13 protein-coding genes and 1 riboswitch are annotated in these 15,862 nt (G+C 51.7%); of the genes, 3 read left to right on the forward strand and 10 right to left on the reverse strand.

What is annotated here, in order from left to right; genetic code table 11:
• Window positions 1-227: 227 nt before the first annotated feature.
• A complete protein-coding gene (gene murI, locus D9741_RS18030; protein WP_130215331.1) occupies window positions 228-1,085 on the reverse strand; it encodes a glutamate racemase in 858 nt (285 codons plus the stop codon).
• Window positions 1,030-2,874, reverse strand: a complete 1,845-nt coding sequence (gene btuB, locus D9741_RS18035) for a TonB-dependent vitamin B12 receptor BtuB (RefSeq protein ID WP_130215329.1) — start codon at window positions 2,872-2,874, stop codon at window positions 1,030-1,032. Before btuB ends, murI begins: the two co-directional genes overlap by 56 nt.
• A gap of 64 nt (window positions 2,875-2,938) precedes the next feature.
• Window positions 2,939-3,129: riboswitch (cobalamin riboswitch) on the reverse strand.
• Between the two features lie 113 nt (window positions 3,130-3,242).
• Here btuB and trmA point away from each other — a divergent pair.
• Window positions 3,243-4,343, forward strand: coding sequence for a tRNA (uridine(54)-C5)-methyltransferase TrmA (gene trmA / locus D9741_RS18040; protein WP_000187026.1), 1,101 nt, complete (start codon window positions 3,243-3,245; stop codon window positions 4,341-4,343).
• A gap of 39 nt (window positions 4,344-4,382) precedes the next feature.
• On the opposite strand, the gene D9741_RS18045 is transcribed toward trmA, so the two are convergent.
• The 4 genes from D9741_RS18045 to D9741_RS18060 form a co-directional block, all read right to left on the reverse strand.
• Window positions 4,383-4,742 (reverse strand): YijD family membrane protein, encoded by a 360-nt coding sequence (locus D9741_RS18045; protein ID WP_000806411.1) that lies wholly within the window; start codon window positions 4,740-4,742, stop codon window positions 4,383-4,385.
• On the reverse strand, window positions 4,742-5,392 hold the full coding sequence (fabR, locus tag D9741_RS18050; RefSeq protein WP_001309117.1) for an HTH-type transcriptional repressor FabR: 651 nt from the start codon (window positions 5,390-5,392) through the stop codon (window positions 4,742-4,744). Before fabR ends, D9741_RS18045 begins: the two co-directional genes overlap by 1 nt.
• A 103-nt stretch (window positions 5,393-5,495) precedes the next feature.
• A complete protein-coding gene (locus D9741_RS18055; RefSeq protein ID WP_130215327.1) occupies window positions 5,496-6,812 on the reverse strand; it encodes a citrate-proton symporter in 1,317 nt (438 codons plus the stop codon).
• Between the two features lie 42 nt (window positions 6,813-6,854).
• Window positions 6,855-8,021, reverse strand: coding sequence for a M20 aminoacylase family protein (locus D9741_RS18060; RefSeq protein ID WP_130215325.1), 1,167 nt, complete (start codon window positions 8,019-8,021; stop codon window positions 6,855-6,857).
• A gap of 329 nt (window positions 8,022-8,350) precedes the next feature.
• Between D9741_RS18060 and sthA the strand changes: the two genes are divergently transcribed.
• Entirely contained in the window at window positions 8,351-9,751 is a 1,401-nt protein-coding gene (sthA, locus tag D9741_RS18065; RefSeq protein ID WP_130215323.1) for a Si-specific NAD(P)(+) transhydrogenase, read from the forward strand.
• Here sthA and oxyR read toward each other — a convergent pair.
• The 4 genes from oxyR to argC form a co-directional block, all read right to left on the reverse strand.
• Window positions 9,734-10,651, reverse strand: a complete 918-nt coding sequence (gene oxyR, locus D9741_RS18070; RefSeq protein ID WP_130206544.1) for a DNA-binding transcriptional regulator OxyR — start codon at window positions 10,649-10,651, stop codon at window positions 9,734-9,736. The genes sthA and oxyR overlap by 18 nt on opposite strands.
• 266 nt (window positions 10,652-10,917) lie before the next feature.
• The gene (argH, locus tag D9741_RS18075) at window positions 10,918-12,291 is read right to left on the reverse strand and encodes an argininosuccinate lyase (RefSeq protein WP_130215321.1); all 1,374 of its coding nucleotides are present in this window, start codon (window positions 12,289-12,291) and stop codon (window positions 10,918-10,920) included.
• Window positions 12,292-12,351: 60 nt separating this feature from the next.
• Window positions 12,352-13,128 carry an acetylglutamate kinase gene (gene argB / locus D9741_RS18080; RefSeq protein WP_130215319.1) on the reverse strand — a complete coding sequence of 259 codons (777 nt, stop codon included), beginning with the start codon at window positions 13,126-13,128 and terminating at the stop codon, window positions 12,352-12,354.
• A 7-nt stretch (window positions 13,129-13,135) separates the two neighbouring features.
• Window positions 13,136-14,140 (reverse strand): N-acetyl-gamma-glutamyl-phosphate reductase, encoded by a 1,005-nt coding sequence (gene argC, locus D9741_RS18085; protein WP_130215317.1) that lies wholly within the window; start codon window positions 14,138-14,140, stop codon window positions 13,136-13,138.
• A gap of 153 nt (window positions 14,141-14,293) precedes the next feature.
• Between argC and argE the strand changes: the two genes are divergently transcribed.
• Complete coding sequence (gene argE / locus D9741_RS18090; protein ID WP_130215315.1) at window positions 14,294-15,445, forward strand: acetylornithine deacetylase; 1,152 nt, start codon at window positions 14,294-14,296, stop codon at window positions 15,443-15,445.
• Window positions 15,446-15,862 lie beyond the last annotated feature (417 nt).

A 15,862-nucleotide genomic window follows, 5' to 3' on the forward strand; every position in this document is an offset into this window, starting at 1 on the left:
CGACGCGGCTTTCAGCTCACTGTCGCGAGGTGGCGTATAATACGCTTTCCCGCTACAGAGTCAAGCATTTTTTTGCTTTTCTCTGCCGGAATTCTCAGGAGAATCCCGCTGACCCGGCGGCGTGTTTGCCGTTGTTCCGTGTCAGTGGTGGCGCATTATAGGGAGTTATTCTGAGCTGACAAGAGGAAATTTAAAATAATTTTCCGAATGCGCAACATTCAACCAAATCAGCCTGAAACTGCCAGTTTTTCGAGCGTTTTGAAGCCGTAACGCTGTAAAACGGGTAATAACTGTTCAGCTTCTGGCGTCATTGCCATACAAAAGGCAATATTCGCATCGGCAGATTTCGCATCCGGAGCTTCATGTTCCAGCAGCCAGGCCGTTCGGCGGGCAATCGCTGCGCCAGAATCCACCAACCGGGTTCCCTCTGGCAGCACCTTTAACAGTTCTTCTTGTAGTAGAGGAAAATGGGTGCAACCCAGAACAACGGTATCTGGCGGCTCTTTCATTCTTAACCACGGGCGCAGGATACGTTTTAGCGCATCCAGAGAGATTTCTTCGCCATGCAACTTCGCTTCAGCCAGCTCAACCATTTCTGCCGAGCCCAGCATCTCTATCTGACATTCATTAGCGAAACGCGCGATTAGCTCGTGGGTATAAGAACGTTTTACCGTACCACGAGTTGCCAGCAATCCGACAATGCCATTAGCTGTCAGGCGTGCCGCTGGCTTAATTGCCGGAACGACACCGACAACCGGGAACGCAAACTTTTCGCGTAATGCAGGAAGTGAGACGGTACTGGCGGTGTTGCAAGCGACCACAGCCAGCGCAAGGGGATAACGCTCTTGCACTGCGGTGACAATTTCCACCACACGCTCAACAATAAACTCTTCGCTTTTTTCGCCATACGGGAAAGCGACGTTATCGAAAGCATAAATGTAATGGAGATCCGGTAAGAGATGCCGGATCTCGTCATAGACCGACAACCCACCGACGCCGGAGTCAAACACCAGCACGGTGGGACGTGGTTCAGAAGGTGTAGCTGCCAGACAAGGTGTATTCCCGTCCTGCAGTTTGGTAGCCATAGACTGTCTCGTAATCTTTGTCGAACAGGTTGGCTATTTTACCACGAACTGTCAGGTGAGAGGTGACCGGATATGCAACCGCAAGATCCCACAAGCTCACACCGCCCATTTTAACGGTTTGATAAGGATAAGATGAGTAATCCTTATCATAGCGAGAGCCTAAATACTGATAAGTAATACCCCAGTCGAAGTCATACAGCTGCCAGTCGAGCTGGTATTTCACCTGCTGTTTAGCACGGCGTAACAACGGTGTGTCGGTAATTGCGTTACGGGCATCAACATAATCGTAACTCACAGTATGCGTCAGTGGTCCGGTATCAAAATTGGCGGTCGCCTCGACACCTTTAATCCGCGCTTTCCCTTCGTTGTAATATTTCAGGATATGGTCGTCATAATCGATTAAGTCACTAACATCGTTACGATATCCGGAAATACGCCAGTTCACTCCTGCTGTTAAGCCTTCAAACGCGCCTTCCCACTGTTTGCTTTTCTCAGGGTCCAGATCCGGATTACCGTAGAAGCCGTACAGTTGTCCAAGATTTGGTGCCTTATAAGATGTCCCATAGGAAGCGATAAAACGATAACCTTCGATGAACTCCCATCCGACGCTGGTTTGCCAGGTTCCATGACGACCAAACTGTGAGTTATCGTCGCTGCGTGCTGCGCCTTCAAAGGTAAAATCGCCAACTTGTTGCAGCCCGGTCAGATAGATGCCGGTATTACGTTGATCATATCCATCCTCAACGTAACCTGTACCCGGCGTCGTAGTCTGTTTCTGCCAGTCGACACCCGCGCCAATACTACCGTGACCAACGATGACATTGTTTGCCCACTGGACGGTGTATTGCTTCATCTCATCGAGCGTCGCCGACGAATCATAACGACCATAATGCGGATCGTAGTTGTAATCTTTGCTATGGCTATAGCTAGTAATGAGTTGTGATTTAATCAGTTCGCCGTTATAGCGCAGCCCGGCGTCCCAACTTTGACTATAGAGTTTACGGGTATCGACCAATGGTGAACCCGGAGAATAATACGCGTCATAATTGGTCCGATTATCATAGCCATAGCCACGTACAAAGCCGCTCCAGGCATCGGTAAAATTATGTTCCAGCGCACCATAAAGCGTTTTACTTAAGAAACCATCGTTATCAGGCTGCGCTTGCATTCCTGTATTGCCGTAAGCGACAACATCATAACCATGGGTATAAGCGTAATCGCCCAACAGAGTTACCCGTGTCTTATCCCCCAGTTGTTGCTGCGTCGAGACATCGTAGTTCTGATAACTATGGCTTCCCCACCCCGCTGAAATTTCCGTTCCAGGTTCATCGCGCGTCGTGATGATATTCACCACCCCGCCTATTGCATCAGAACCATAAACGGCGGAACGCGGCCCACGGATATATTCAACACGCTGGACAAGCGCAATAGGGAACTGACTAAGGTCAGCAGAACCACTCACCCCCGCCAAATTCAGGCGGACGCCATCAATTAACACCAACACATGACTGGCATTTGTGCCACGAATAAAAATAGAAGAAAGCTGACCTGAACCGCCGTTTTGGGTGATATCCACGCCAGGGAGACGGCGCAGCACATCATTGACCGAGGTCGACTGCCAGCGGTCGATATCCTGACGCGTCACAACAGTAGTTGGCGCAAGCACAGTGCTGCGCGGCTGTTCAAAACGGTTAGCAGTAACAACGAGAGTATCCGGGCTGGTATCCTGTGCCCAAGCGGAAAAGGCTGTGACAGAACACGCCGTCAGCAGCGAAGCTTTTTTAATCATTGTAAAGCATCCACAATAGAAGAAGGATGCCGCAGGTTTCATCAATATTACGCGATGATGAGAACCAGATGCGACGTTGGCCGGCAGGTCTTCGGGCTTGGAGGGGTATCTAAGATACTAAGAGATGATGACTTCCCACCGGATGGCAGTGTCCGCATAACGCAATCATCGCACCTTTCCTTACCGCTGCGCGTCAGCTCCAGATTCGCACTGGATTCCCTATTAACTCACAGGACCGGCAAGTGGATGCTACAGGTTGTAACAAGTTACTGTCCAGACGTAGCTCACAAATAGGAATTCATCAAGATCTGGACATCTGATGAGCAATCCCTACAATCGCCGCGTACTTTAATTTTTCAGGATACATCATGACCCCCGAACACCTTCCAACAGAACAGTATGAAGCGCAGTTAGCCGAAAAAGTGGTACGTTTGCAAAGTATGATGGCACCGTTTTCTGACCTGGTTCCGGAAGTGTTTCGCTCGCCGGTCAGTCATTACCGGATGCGTGCGGAGTTCCGCATCTGGCACGATGGCGATGACCTATATCACATCATTTTCGATCAACAAACCAAAAGCCGTATCCGCGTGGATAGCTTCCCCGCCGCCAGTGAACTCATCAACCAGTTGATGACGGCGATGATTGCGGGTGTGCGTAATAATCCCGTTCTGCGCCACAAGTTGTTCCAGATTGATTACCTCACCACGCTGAGTAATCAGGCGGTGGTTTCCCTGCTGTACCATAAAAAGCTGGATGACGAATGGCGTCAGCAGGCGGAAGCCCTGCGCGATGCGTTGCGCGCGCAGAATCTGAATGTGCATCTGATTGGTCGGGCAACGAAAACCAAAATCGCGCTGGATCAGGATTACATCGATGAACGTCTGCCGGTCGCCGGAAAAGAGATGATCTACCGTCAGGTAGAAAACAGCTTTACCCAGCCAAACGCGGCGATGAATATTCAGATGCTGGAATGGGCGCTGGACGTAACCAAAGGCTCAAAAGGCGATTTGCTGGAGCTGTACTGCGGCAACGGTAACTTTTCATTAGCGCTGGCGCGCAATTTTGATCGGGTATTAGCTACCGAAATCGCCAAGCCGTCGGTTGCTGCTGCGCAATACAACATCGCAGCTAACCATATTGATAACGTACAAATTATTCGTATGGCGGCAGAAGAATTCACTCAGGCGATGAATGGTGTGCGCGAGTTTAACCGCCTGCAAGGGATCGACTTAAAGAGTTATCAGTGCGAAACCATTTTTGTCGACCCGCCGCGCAGCGGTCTGGACAGTGAAACCGAGAAAATGGTGCAGGCGTATCCGCGTATTCTGTATATCTCCTGCAATCCGGAAACATTATGTAAGAATCTGGAAACATTAAGCCAGACGCACAAGGTTGAACGTCTGGCTCTGTTTGATCAGTTCCCCTACACGCACCATATGGAGTGCGGCGTATTACTGACAGCGAAGTAATACCCATGCCGGATGCGCCAGCATCCGGCATGATTCCGATTACTCAGCAACTTCCTGCTTACGGTTACGCATCTTCGCGCCAATCCAGAACACCATAATGACGGACAGCACAGCCGGGAAGAAGTTAGAACCGATATCCGGATATTCCGCACGAACCACAGTGCTATAAAGCAGAACGCCGAGAATAAAACAGGCAGCAGCCAGACCCGGCAAGCCGACCGGCATAGTGCGATTAAGATAACGTTGATGCAGGCAGTAAACCGTCAGCACCAGGGAAATAATCGGGAATACAGAAAATGGCACAATGGAGCTAAACAGCGCTGCGAAAGTACCATTAATCGATAAGCCAGCAACTAACGCCAGCAGCAGCGTACCTCTATCTTGATTTGCTTGTTTCATTACTCGTCCTTCACATTTCCCGGAATAATTGCGGTTTTCTCTTGTTCACGGCGATACCAGTAATAAGCCCCTTTCGAAATCATTCGCAGTTGCAGTACCAGTCGCTCTTCTAATTGCCGACGTTGTTCGACGCCGACATCCAACGCCTCGGCACCCGCACTGAAGACAATCGTCACCATGGCTTCGGCTTGCGCTTCAGTAAACGCGCGAGGCATATGGTTTTCGAGTTCAAGATAGTCCGCAAGTTCCGCAATGAAGTGCTGAATTTCACGCGCAACGGCGGCACGAAACGCGGCGGAGGTGCCGGAGCGTTCCCGCAATAATAACCGGAAGGCGTTAGGATTATTACCGATGAACTCCATAAATGTGGATACCGAGGTACGGATCACACTCCCGCCTTTAGCGATACGCTGACGCGCCTGGCGCATAAGCTGACGCAGCATCAAACCACTCTCGTCAACCATGGTCAGGCCAAGTTCGTCTACGTCGCGGAAATGCCGATAAAAAGAGGTGGGAGCAATGCCCGCTTCACGCGCCACTTCACGTAAACTCAGGCTGGCGAAGCTGCGTTCAGCACTTAATTGGCTAAATGCGGCTTCTACCAGCGAACGTCGGGTTTTTTCTTTTTGCTGCGCTCTTACGCCCATCACGATGTCTGAATCCTTGCCAAAAGTACTGCTGGCACTATACCAGAGAATGAACATACTGGATTGCTCCAGTGTTGTGAATGAACGGTAGCGCAATAAAACACATTTACTGCAACTCTTTAGCCGGTTCTTTTACAAACAGCAACGCCAGCATAGACAGCAATGTTCCCCCGCCCAGATACCACGCCGGAGCCGTCAGGCTATCCAGTAAGACGATGGATTGCGTGGCGAAATATTGCGCAAAACCGCCGAAGATTGCTACGCCAATGCTATAAACCAACGCGAAGCCTAATGCCCGAATCCGTTTCGGCAATAGTTCGGAAATCAGCAACATTACCGGTACCCCACCAAGCGTGGTAAAGCTGACCATCACGAAAACGACCGTCAGCAACATGCCGGGACTGGGGTAATTCACCAACAGCCAGAACGAAGGCCAGCTACAGATCAGCACCATCACACGAGAGATTAAAATCAGTTTTTTACGCCCGACCGAATCACATAGCATCCCCACCAACAGCGCGCCCACAAACGTAATTACCCCCGCCAGTAACATCGCTGCATGAGAATAGTGTTGAGGCATTGCCAGATACTTCGCCGCCCAGGTGCCATAGTAAAAGAGGGAAATATAGGTTGCTACCGTGCTACCAATAGCGAGTAAAACGCCGTTAATGATAGTCGCTTTATGTTGCAGGAGCAGAGAGAACGCGCTTTCGCTGGCAGCAGCTTTTTTATTGTGTACAGGTTCAGGCACATCATTTTCCAGGCTCAGACGCAGCCAGCAACCGATGGGCGCTAAAAGCACACCAATAAAAAATGGCACACGCCAGCCCCATTCGGCCATTACAGTTTCTGAACCTGTGGCGAACGGTAGCCATGCGCTCAGACCTAAAGCGACAACACCACCAAAGGTCGTTGCCAGCCCCTGGGTCGCCAGCGACCAGCTACTGTAAAAGCCACGACGATTTGCCGGAGCTGATTCAACCAGTAAAGACATTGAGGCGCCGACTTCACCACCTGCCGCAATACCCTGAATCAGACGCGCCAGTACCAACGTCGCCGTTCCCCAATAGCCCGCCGTCGCATATGTCGGCGCAATGCCAATCATCAACGTACCGAGGCTCATCAGGGCAATGGTGAACACCATCGCGGGCTTACGTCCGAAGCGATCGGCCCAGGCCCCGACGATAATTCCACCAAGCGGGCGCATAAAAAAACTCACGCCAAACGTTGCAAATGCCAGTAACAGCGCGACATTGTGATCAGCGCTGGGCGGGAAGAAAAGCGTACTGATATAGACCACAAAAAAGTTGTAAACGCCAAAATCAAAAAATTCGAGCGCATTGCCAAACGCCGAAGCAAAAATCACCCGCTTACCGCTGGGCTTTTTCTTCACAATCACGCTTCCATTTACGATCGCCGTCATTCCATGTTCCTTGCCAGAAAGTGTTGTTGTGTGTTGTTTTATTTATTGCAGCCAGGCTTCTACCAGTGCGCCCCAGTAGCTGCATGCCGGGACCAGACTTGCATCGTTGAAGTCGTAGCCCGGGTTATGCACCATGCAGGAACCTTCCCCGACATCGCCATTACCGAACAGCAAAAAAGCGCCTTTCGGCTGGGCTTCCAGCATGAAAGAGAAATCCTCACTGCCCATCAGGGGCTTGATGCCAAACTCGGCCCGATCTTCACCAAACGTTTTACACGCCACCTGCCAGGCGAAGCGCGCCATCTCCTCGTCATTCACTAATACCGGCGTACCGTTAACATGCGTAACATCAGCCGTAGCGCCAAAGCTGACAGCCTGGGCTTGCGCCAGAGCCGGAATACGGGTCAGTAGAAGTTGTCGGGTATCGCGGCTAAGAGAGCGGACGCTGATTTTCATCTCAGCACTGTCAGGAATGACGTTAGCGGCCTCACCCGCAACAATGCTGCCAACGGTAATTACCGCCGCTTCCAGCGGATCGACATTGCGCGACACAATGCTTTGTAATGCAGTGGTGATATGTGCCGCGACCAGCACCGGATCGATGGCTTTGTGAGGAATTGCGCCATGCCCTCCACAGCCACGAACTGTGATGTGGAACTGATCCATTGACGCCATTAGCGCCCCTGGCTGGAAGAAAAACTTGCCAACCGGCAAGCCCGGCATGTTGTGCATCCCGAAAATCACATCGCAGGGGAAGTGGTCAAAAAGACCTTCTTTAACCATAATCTCGCCGCCGTTAATCATCTCTTCTGCGGGCTGGAAGATAAGACGTAACGTGCCGTTAAAACGACGAGTTTCGGCAAGATAACGCGCAGCACCTAGTAATATCGTGGTATGGCCGTCATGCCCGCATGCGTGCATTAAACCGGGATGTTTACTGGCCCAGGGCTTGCCACTATTTTCATAAATTGGCAACGCATCCATATCCGCCCGCAGGCCAATACTTTTCTCTCCATCGCCCACTTTTAACGTGGCTACCACGCCGGTTGTCGCCAGCCCTTGCTCAACCTCATAGCCCCACTGGCGCAGCTTTTCCGCAACCAGAGCACTGGTTTTAAATTCTTGTAGCCCCAACTCCGGGTTTTCGTGGATTTTGTGGCGGATCTCGCGCAACTCTTCCTCAAACCCACGAATGTAGTGTTCGATCATCGACTATTCCTTTATTCACTTATAAACAGGTTAATTAACGGATTTTATTGATGGTATAAATATAAATAAGGCATCAATATAAAATATTTATATATTTGTTTTATAAGAATATTTAACATAGACAATAACAAAAAAGCACACTTCGGCAAGATAAAACTATCAGCCATAATAAAAAGCAATTAATAGTGAATAAATAAAATAAGAAGGAGGAAGACAAAGCAAAGGCCGCTCACGATATAGCCAGATAAATGACGGGGATCAATTGGCTTACCCGCGATAAAATGTTACCATTCTGTTGCTTTTATGTATAAGAACAGGTAAGCCCTACCATGCCACATTCCTACGATTACGATGCCATAGTAATAGGTTCCGGCCCCGGCGGCGAAGGCGCTGCAATGGGCTTGGTTAAACAAGGTGCGCGCGTCGCAGTTATCGAGCGTTATCAAAATGTTGGCGGCGGTTGCACCCACTGGGGAACCATCCCGTCGAAAGCTCTCCGTCACGCCGTCAGCCGCATTATAGAATTCAATCAAAACCCACTTTACAGCGACCATTCCCGACTGCTCCGCTCTTCTTTTGCCGATATCCTTAACCATGCCGATAACGTGATTAATCAACAAACGCGCATGCGTCAGGGATTTTACGAACGTAATCACTGTGAAATATTGCAGGGGAACGCTCGCTTTGTTGACGAGCATACGTTGGCGCTGGATTGCCCGGACGGCAGCGTCGAAACACTAACCGCTGAAAAATTTGTCATTGCCTGCGGCTCACGCCCTTATCATCCAGCAGACGTCGATTTCACCCATCCACGCATTTACGACAGCGACTCAATTCTTAGCATGCACCACGAACCGCGCCATGTACTTATTTACGGTGCTGGAGTGATCGGCTGTGAATATGCGTCGATCTTCCGCGGTATGGATGTAAAAGTAGATCTGATCAATACCCGCGATCGCCTGTTGGCGTTTCTCGATCAAGAGATGTCAGATTCGCTCTCCTATCACTTCTGGAACAGTGGCGTAGTGATTCGTCACAACGAAGAGTACGAGAAGATCGAAGGCTGTGACGACGGTGTGATCATGCATCTGAAGTCGGGCAAAAAACTGAAAGCCGACTGTCTGCTCTATGCCAACGGTCGCACGGGTAATACCGATTCGCTGGCGTTACAGAACATTGGGCTGGAAACTGACAGTCGCGGACAGCTGAAGGTCAACAGCATGTATCAGACCGCGCAGCCGCACGTTTACGCGGTGGGCGACGTGATTGGTTATCCAAGCCTGGCTTCAGCGGCCTATGACCAGGGGCGCATTGCCGCGCAGGCGCTGGTAAAAGGTGAAGCCACCGCGCACTTGATTGAAGATATCCCTACCGGTATTTACACCATCCCGGAAATCAGCTCCGTGGGCAAAACTGAACAGCAGCTGACCGCGATGAAAGTACCGTATGAAGTAGGCCGCGCCCAGTTTAAACATCTGGCGCGTGCACAAATCGTTGGCATGAACGTGGGTACGCTGAAAATTTTGTTCCATCGGGAAACGAAAGAGATTCTGGGGATCCATTGCTTTGGTGAGCGCGCTGCCGAAATTATTCATATCGGTCAGGCGATTATGGAACAGAAAGGTGGCGGCAACACCATTGAGTACTTCGTCAACACCACCTTTAACTACCCGACCATGGCGGAAGCCTATCGGGTAGCGGCATTAAACGGCTTAAACCGCCTGTTTTAACGCTTTATCGAAATGGCCATCCATTTTTGCGCGGATGGCCTCTGCCAGCTGCTCATAGCGGCTGCGCAGCGGTGAGCCTGGACGATAAACCAGACCAATGGTACGGCGTGGTTCCGGCTTAATGCACGGCAGATAAACGACGCCATCGCGTTTGCGTTCTGGTGGTACAGCCAGCGCAGGCAATAAAGTGATCCCGCTACCTGCGGCCACCATGTTGCGCAGCGTCTCCAGACTGGTCGCGCGGAAGTGTGTATCTTCATCCGCTCCAGCTTCAAAGCAGAAGCCCATTGCCTGATCGCGCAGACAGTGACCATCTTCCAGCATCAGCAGTTTTTCCCCTGCCAGATCGGCCATCGGCACGCATTCGCGATTAGACCACGGGTGATCTTCATAGACTGCCAACAACATGGGTTCATCAAACAACGGTACTTCAATGAATGCTTCGCTCTCTTTCACCAGCGCGAGGATCACGCAGTCGAGTTTGCCACTGTCCAGTTGCGCCAGTAACTGATGGGTCTGCGCTTCATGCAGATACATTTCCAGCTTCGGAAAGGTCTGGTGCAGCATCGGGATGATATGCGGCAACAGGTAAGGCCCAACCGTGGGAATCAAACCAATATGCAGCGGCCCGGACATCGTCTCCCCCTGCTGGCTTGCCATCTCTTTAAGGACTTTCACCTCGCGCAGCACGGTACGCGCCTGATCCACCAGTAGCATTCCCGCCTGGGTGAATAACACTTTACGGCTGGTCCGCTCCAGCAACATCACGCCCAGCTCATCTTCCAGCTTACGAATTTGCCCGCTAAGCGTCGGCTGGCTAACGTGGCAGGAATCTGCCGCACGGCGAAAATGGCGGTGCTCGGCCAATGCCACCAGGTACTCAAGATCACGAATATTCATTATCCATCCTCCATCGCCACGATAGTTCATGGCGATAGGTAGCATAGCAACGAACGATTATCCCTATCAAGCATTGTGACTGATAATTGCGCACAGAAACGGAGCGGCACCTCTTTTAACCCTTGAAGTCACTGCCCGTTTCGAGAGTTTCTCAACTCGAATAACTAAAGCCAACGTGAACTTTTGCGGATCTCCAGGATCCGCTTTTTTTTGCCATAAAAAAGCCCGGCGATAAGCCAGGCTCAAATTTGTACATATAAATGTTCTTACCCCAACCGCGCCCTTGCAAAAGCAATCGCCTGCGCCACCTGCTGCGGTGAGACGCCGCCTTTTGCAGCACGCTTGTCGAGGCACGATTGCAGCGACAGAATCGGATAGACATCTTCGCCAATCACCGGGCTGAATTTCTGCAACTCACTGAGAGGCAGCTCTTCCAGCGGTTTGCCCTGACGAATGGCTTCCACCACCGCTTCACCAACAATATGGTGCGCCTCGCGGAACGGTACGCCTTTCGCCACCAGGTAATCCGCCAGTTCGGTGGCGTTGGCGTAACCCTGCTGAGCCGCTTCCTGGCAACGTGGACGTTTCACCTGAATGCCGTCCAGCACCAGCGCCGCCATATGCAGGCAGTCCAGCCAGGTATCGAGCGCGTCGAACAGACCTTCTTTGTCTTCCTGCATATCTTTGTTGTAAGCCAGCGGCAAACCTTTCAGCGTCATCATCATGCCGGTTAACGCGCCCTGCACCCGACCGCATTTACCGCGAATCAGCTCCAGCGCATCCGGGTTTTTCTTCTGCGGCATTAATGATGAACCGGAAGTCACGCGGTCAGAAAGCTCGACAAACCCCGCTTCGCCGGTGTTAAAGAAAATCAGATCTTCAGCAAAACGCGACAGATGCACCATGCCGATAGCGGCAGCAGAAAGCAGTTCCAACACATGGTCACGGTCAGAAACGCTGTCGAGACTGTTACGGGTCGCCGAAGCAAAGCCCAGCCAGCCTGCTAACTGTTCACGGTCGATTTCATAGGCCGTTCCCGCCAGCGCGCCACAGCCTAGCGGGCTGACATCCAGACGCTTAAGCGCGTCCTGCAAACGGCTTTCATCACGCGCCAGCATCTCAACGTAGGCCAGGCACCAGTGCGCGAAAGTCACCGGTTGAGCGCGTTGCAGGTGAGTGTAACCTGGCATCACCGCGTCCTGATTGTTTTGTGCGGTTTCCACCAGCGCCGATTGCAGCTGCCGGTTAGCCGTCAGCAACTCGCTAATGGTATCTTTGCACCACAGTTTCAGGTCAGTCGCTACCTGATCATTACGGCTACGCCCGGTATGCAGTTTTTTGCCTAACTGGCCCACTTTGTCGATCAGTTTACCTTCCACCCAGCTATGGATATCTTCGGCGTCGCTTTCAAGGATTTGTTGTGGCCTGGCGCGAACATCTTCCAGCAGCACGTTCAGCGCCTCTTCCAGTTGCGCCTGCTCTTCTGCGGTTAACACGCCGACCGTTACCAGGGCTTTGGACCAGGCCACAGAGCCAACAATATCCTGCTCCGCCAGACGGTAATCAAAGCGCAGTGAGTCGTTGAATTGTTTGAACCGTTGATCTGCTGCCTGGGTAAAACGCCCGCCCCAAAGTGCCATAACTCTGTTTCCTTATTTTGAAATTCAATGCCGGAAAGCTGCGCCTCCGGCCAACAAAACTTAAGCTAAAATCCGCGTACCCATCGGCATACCGTTAAACAGTACCGGAAGCTGTTCCGCATGACGCCAGGAAGCGATATCTACCGGACGGCCCAGCGTGCGCGCAGCATCCAGCGCCGCGTTCACTTTCACTATCATGCCGTCAGTAATAATGCCCTGCTCAATCAGTTGTTCTGCTTTCGCGGCGGTCATTTCGGCAATGCGTTGCCCTTTGCCGTCGAGAATGCCACTCACGTCGGAGAGCAAAATCAGATCCGCGCCCAGCGTTGCCGCCAGCGCCGTCGCCGCCTGGTCGGCATTGACGTTCATCAGTTGCCCTTCGTCCGTTACGCCAATGGAGCTGACCACTGGCAGATAACCGTTTTCCAGCAACGTATTGATAAGCTTAGGCGAACCTGGCTGCGCCAGTCCAACATGGCCTAACTCTTCATCAAGCTGGGTCACTTTGACGCTGTCGCCGTCACCGAGAAACAAACCTACGGCCGCAATCTGATGTTTCTTCGCCCATGCCAGCAGGGTTTTATTTGCCGTTCCCGCCAGCGCTCCGGTGATAATGTCTATCTGATCCGCAGGCGTCACCCGCAGGCCGTTTTTCTTTTTCACCGGCAGATTCAGCCCTTTCATCAGCTCATCCACCACGCAGCCGCCGCCGTGGACAATCACTAGCGGACGCTGATGTGACTCACGATATTTCACCAGTGCGCTGAACAGCCGTTCCAGCGCCTCTTCGCTATCCAGCAGTACGCCGCCCAGCTTGATAATTAATGGATTCATCATTGCACCCTTAAATAAGAGACTGCGTTTCCGCATAGCCGAAACGAATATTGGCACACTGGATTGCCTGTGCCGCCGCGCCTTTCAGTAAGTTATCTTCGGTCGCCACAATAATCAGATGCTCGCCCTGAACGGCAAATCCGATATCGCAAAACGGCAGCCCGACGACATTTTTTAGTGCCGGAACGCCTTTGTCATACAGACGCACCAACGGTTTATGCGCATACGCCTGCTGTAATGTCTGCGCCACTTGCGCCTGACTCACGCCCGGTTTCAGGCGGCAGGTAATGGTTTCGAGAATACCGCGCGGGAAATTGCCCAGATGCGGGGTGAAGATGACGTCAGCACCGAGATGCGTAGCGATCTCCGGCTGGTGGCGATGGGTAAAGATGCCATACGGTTGCAGACTAACTTCACAAAAACTATTTGAAATCGCTGCCTTACGTCCTGCACCGCTCACGCCGCTGGTGGCGTTGATCACCGGCCACTGATTGAGGTCAAGAAGATCGGCATCAATCAACGGTTTCAGCGCCAACTGTGCCGCCGTCGGATAACAGCCTGGCACCGCAATCAAGTTCGCTTCTTTTAATTTATTACCGCACCACTCCGCCAGACCGTAGGCTGCCTGTTCCAGCAGTTCCGGGTATTGATGGGTAAAGCCGTAATATTTTTCATAGAAGGTGGCGTCGTTAACACGAAACGCGCCGGAAAGGTCGAACACCACGCAGCCCGCTTCAAGAAACTGCGGCGCTAAATCGTGGCTAACTTCATGGGCGGTGGCGAGAAACACCACGTCCACCCCTGGGCTAAACTCGCTGATATCCGACATCGGCTGCAACGGCAGATCAACGATGCCTTTTAGCTGCGGATGCAAATCGGAGATTAACTTTCCCGCATCATTGCTTTGCGCTGAAACAGTCAAAGCGGTTATGTTCATATGCGGATGGCGATTTACATAGGTCACTAGCTCTGCGCCAGCGTAGCCGCTGGCACCCACAATCAGCGTATTTAACATCGGGGCTATTCACCTTCTTATGTCTGGTTGCCAGGTTAAACGTAAAACATTCACCTTACGGCTGGTGGGTTTTATTACGCTCAACGTTAGTGTATTTTTATTCATAAATACTGCATGAATATTGATACTATCATGACCAGAGGTGTGTCAACAATGAAAAACAAATTACCGCCATTTATCGAGATTTACCGCGCTCTGATTGCCACACCTTCAATAAGCGCTACGGAAGAGGCACTCGATCAAAGCAATGCAGATTTAATCACTCTGCTGGCGGACTGGTTTAAAGATTTGGGCTTCAATGTGGAAGTGCAGCCTGTGCCAGGAACTCGCAACAAATTTAATATGCTGGCAAGTACCGGACAGGGGGCTGGCGGCTTGTTGCTGGCGGGGCATACCGATACGGTGCCATTTGATGACGGTCGCTGGACGCGCGATCCGTTTACACTGACGGAGCATGACGGCAAGCTTTACGGCTTAGGCACTGCCGACATGAAAGGCTTTTTTGCGTTTATCCTTGATGCGCTACGCGATGTCGACGTCACGAAACTGAAAAAACCGCTCTACATTCTGGCGACTGCCGATGAAGAAACCAGTATGGCCGGAGCGCGTTATTTTGCCGAAACTACCGCCCTGCGCCCGGATTGCGCCATCATTGGCGAACCGACGTCGCTGCAACCGGTACGCGCGCATAAAGGCCACATCTCAAATGCCATTCGCATTCTGGGTCAGTCGGGCCACTCCAGCGATCCGGCGCGCGGAGTTAACGCTATCGAACTGATGCACGACGCCATCGGCCATATTTTGCAGTTACGCGATAACCTGAAAGAACGTTATCACTACGAAGCGTTTACCGTGCCATACCCCACGCTCAACCTCGGGCATATTCACGGCGGCGACGCCTCTAACCGAATTTGCGCCTGCTGTGAGTTGCATATGGATATTCGACCGCTGCCGGGCATGACACTTAATGAACTTAATGGCCTACTCAACGACGCGCTGGCTCCGGTGAGCGAACGCTGGCCGGGTCGTCTGACGGTCGAAGAGTTACACCCACCGATCCCAGGCTATGAATGCCCGCCAAATCATCAACTGGTTGAAGTGGTTGAGAAATTGCTCGGTGCAAAGACCGACGTGGTTAACTACTGTACCGAAGCGCCGTTTATTCAAACGTTATGCCCGACGCTGGTGCTCGGTCCGGGTTCCATCAATCAAGCTCATCAGCCTGATGAATATCTGGAGACGCGGTTTATTAAACCCACCCGTGAGTTGATTACCCAGGTAATTCATCATTTTTGCTGGCATTAAAACGTAGACCGGATAAGGCGCTCGCGCCGCATCCGGCACCGTTGCCAAACTCCAGTGCCGCAATAATGTCGGATGCGATGCTTGCGCATCTTATCCGACCTACAGTGACTCAAACGATGCCCAACCGTAGACCGGATAAGGCGCTCGCGCCGCATCCGGCAACGTTGCCAAACTCCGGTGCCGCAATAATGTCGGATGCGATGCTTGCGCATCTTATCCGACCTACACCTTTGGTGTTATGTATGGCGATTTTTTAACATTCCCATAAGTTACGCTTATTTAAAACGTTGTGAATTTAATGGCGTAAATTCCTGCTATTTATTCGTTTGCTGAAGCGATTTCGCAGCATTTGACGTCACCGCTTTTACGTGGCTTTATAAAAGACGACGAAAAGCAAAGCCCGAGCATATTCGCGCC

It is taken from the genome of Escherichia sp. E14V7 (assembly GCF_004212225.1).
Taxonomy (GTDB): Bacteria; Pseudomonadota; Gammaproteobacteria; order Enterobacterales; family Enterobacteriaceae; genus Escherichia.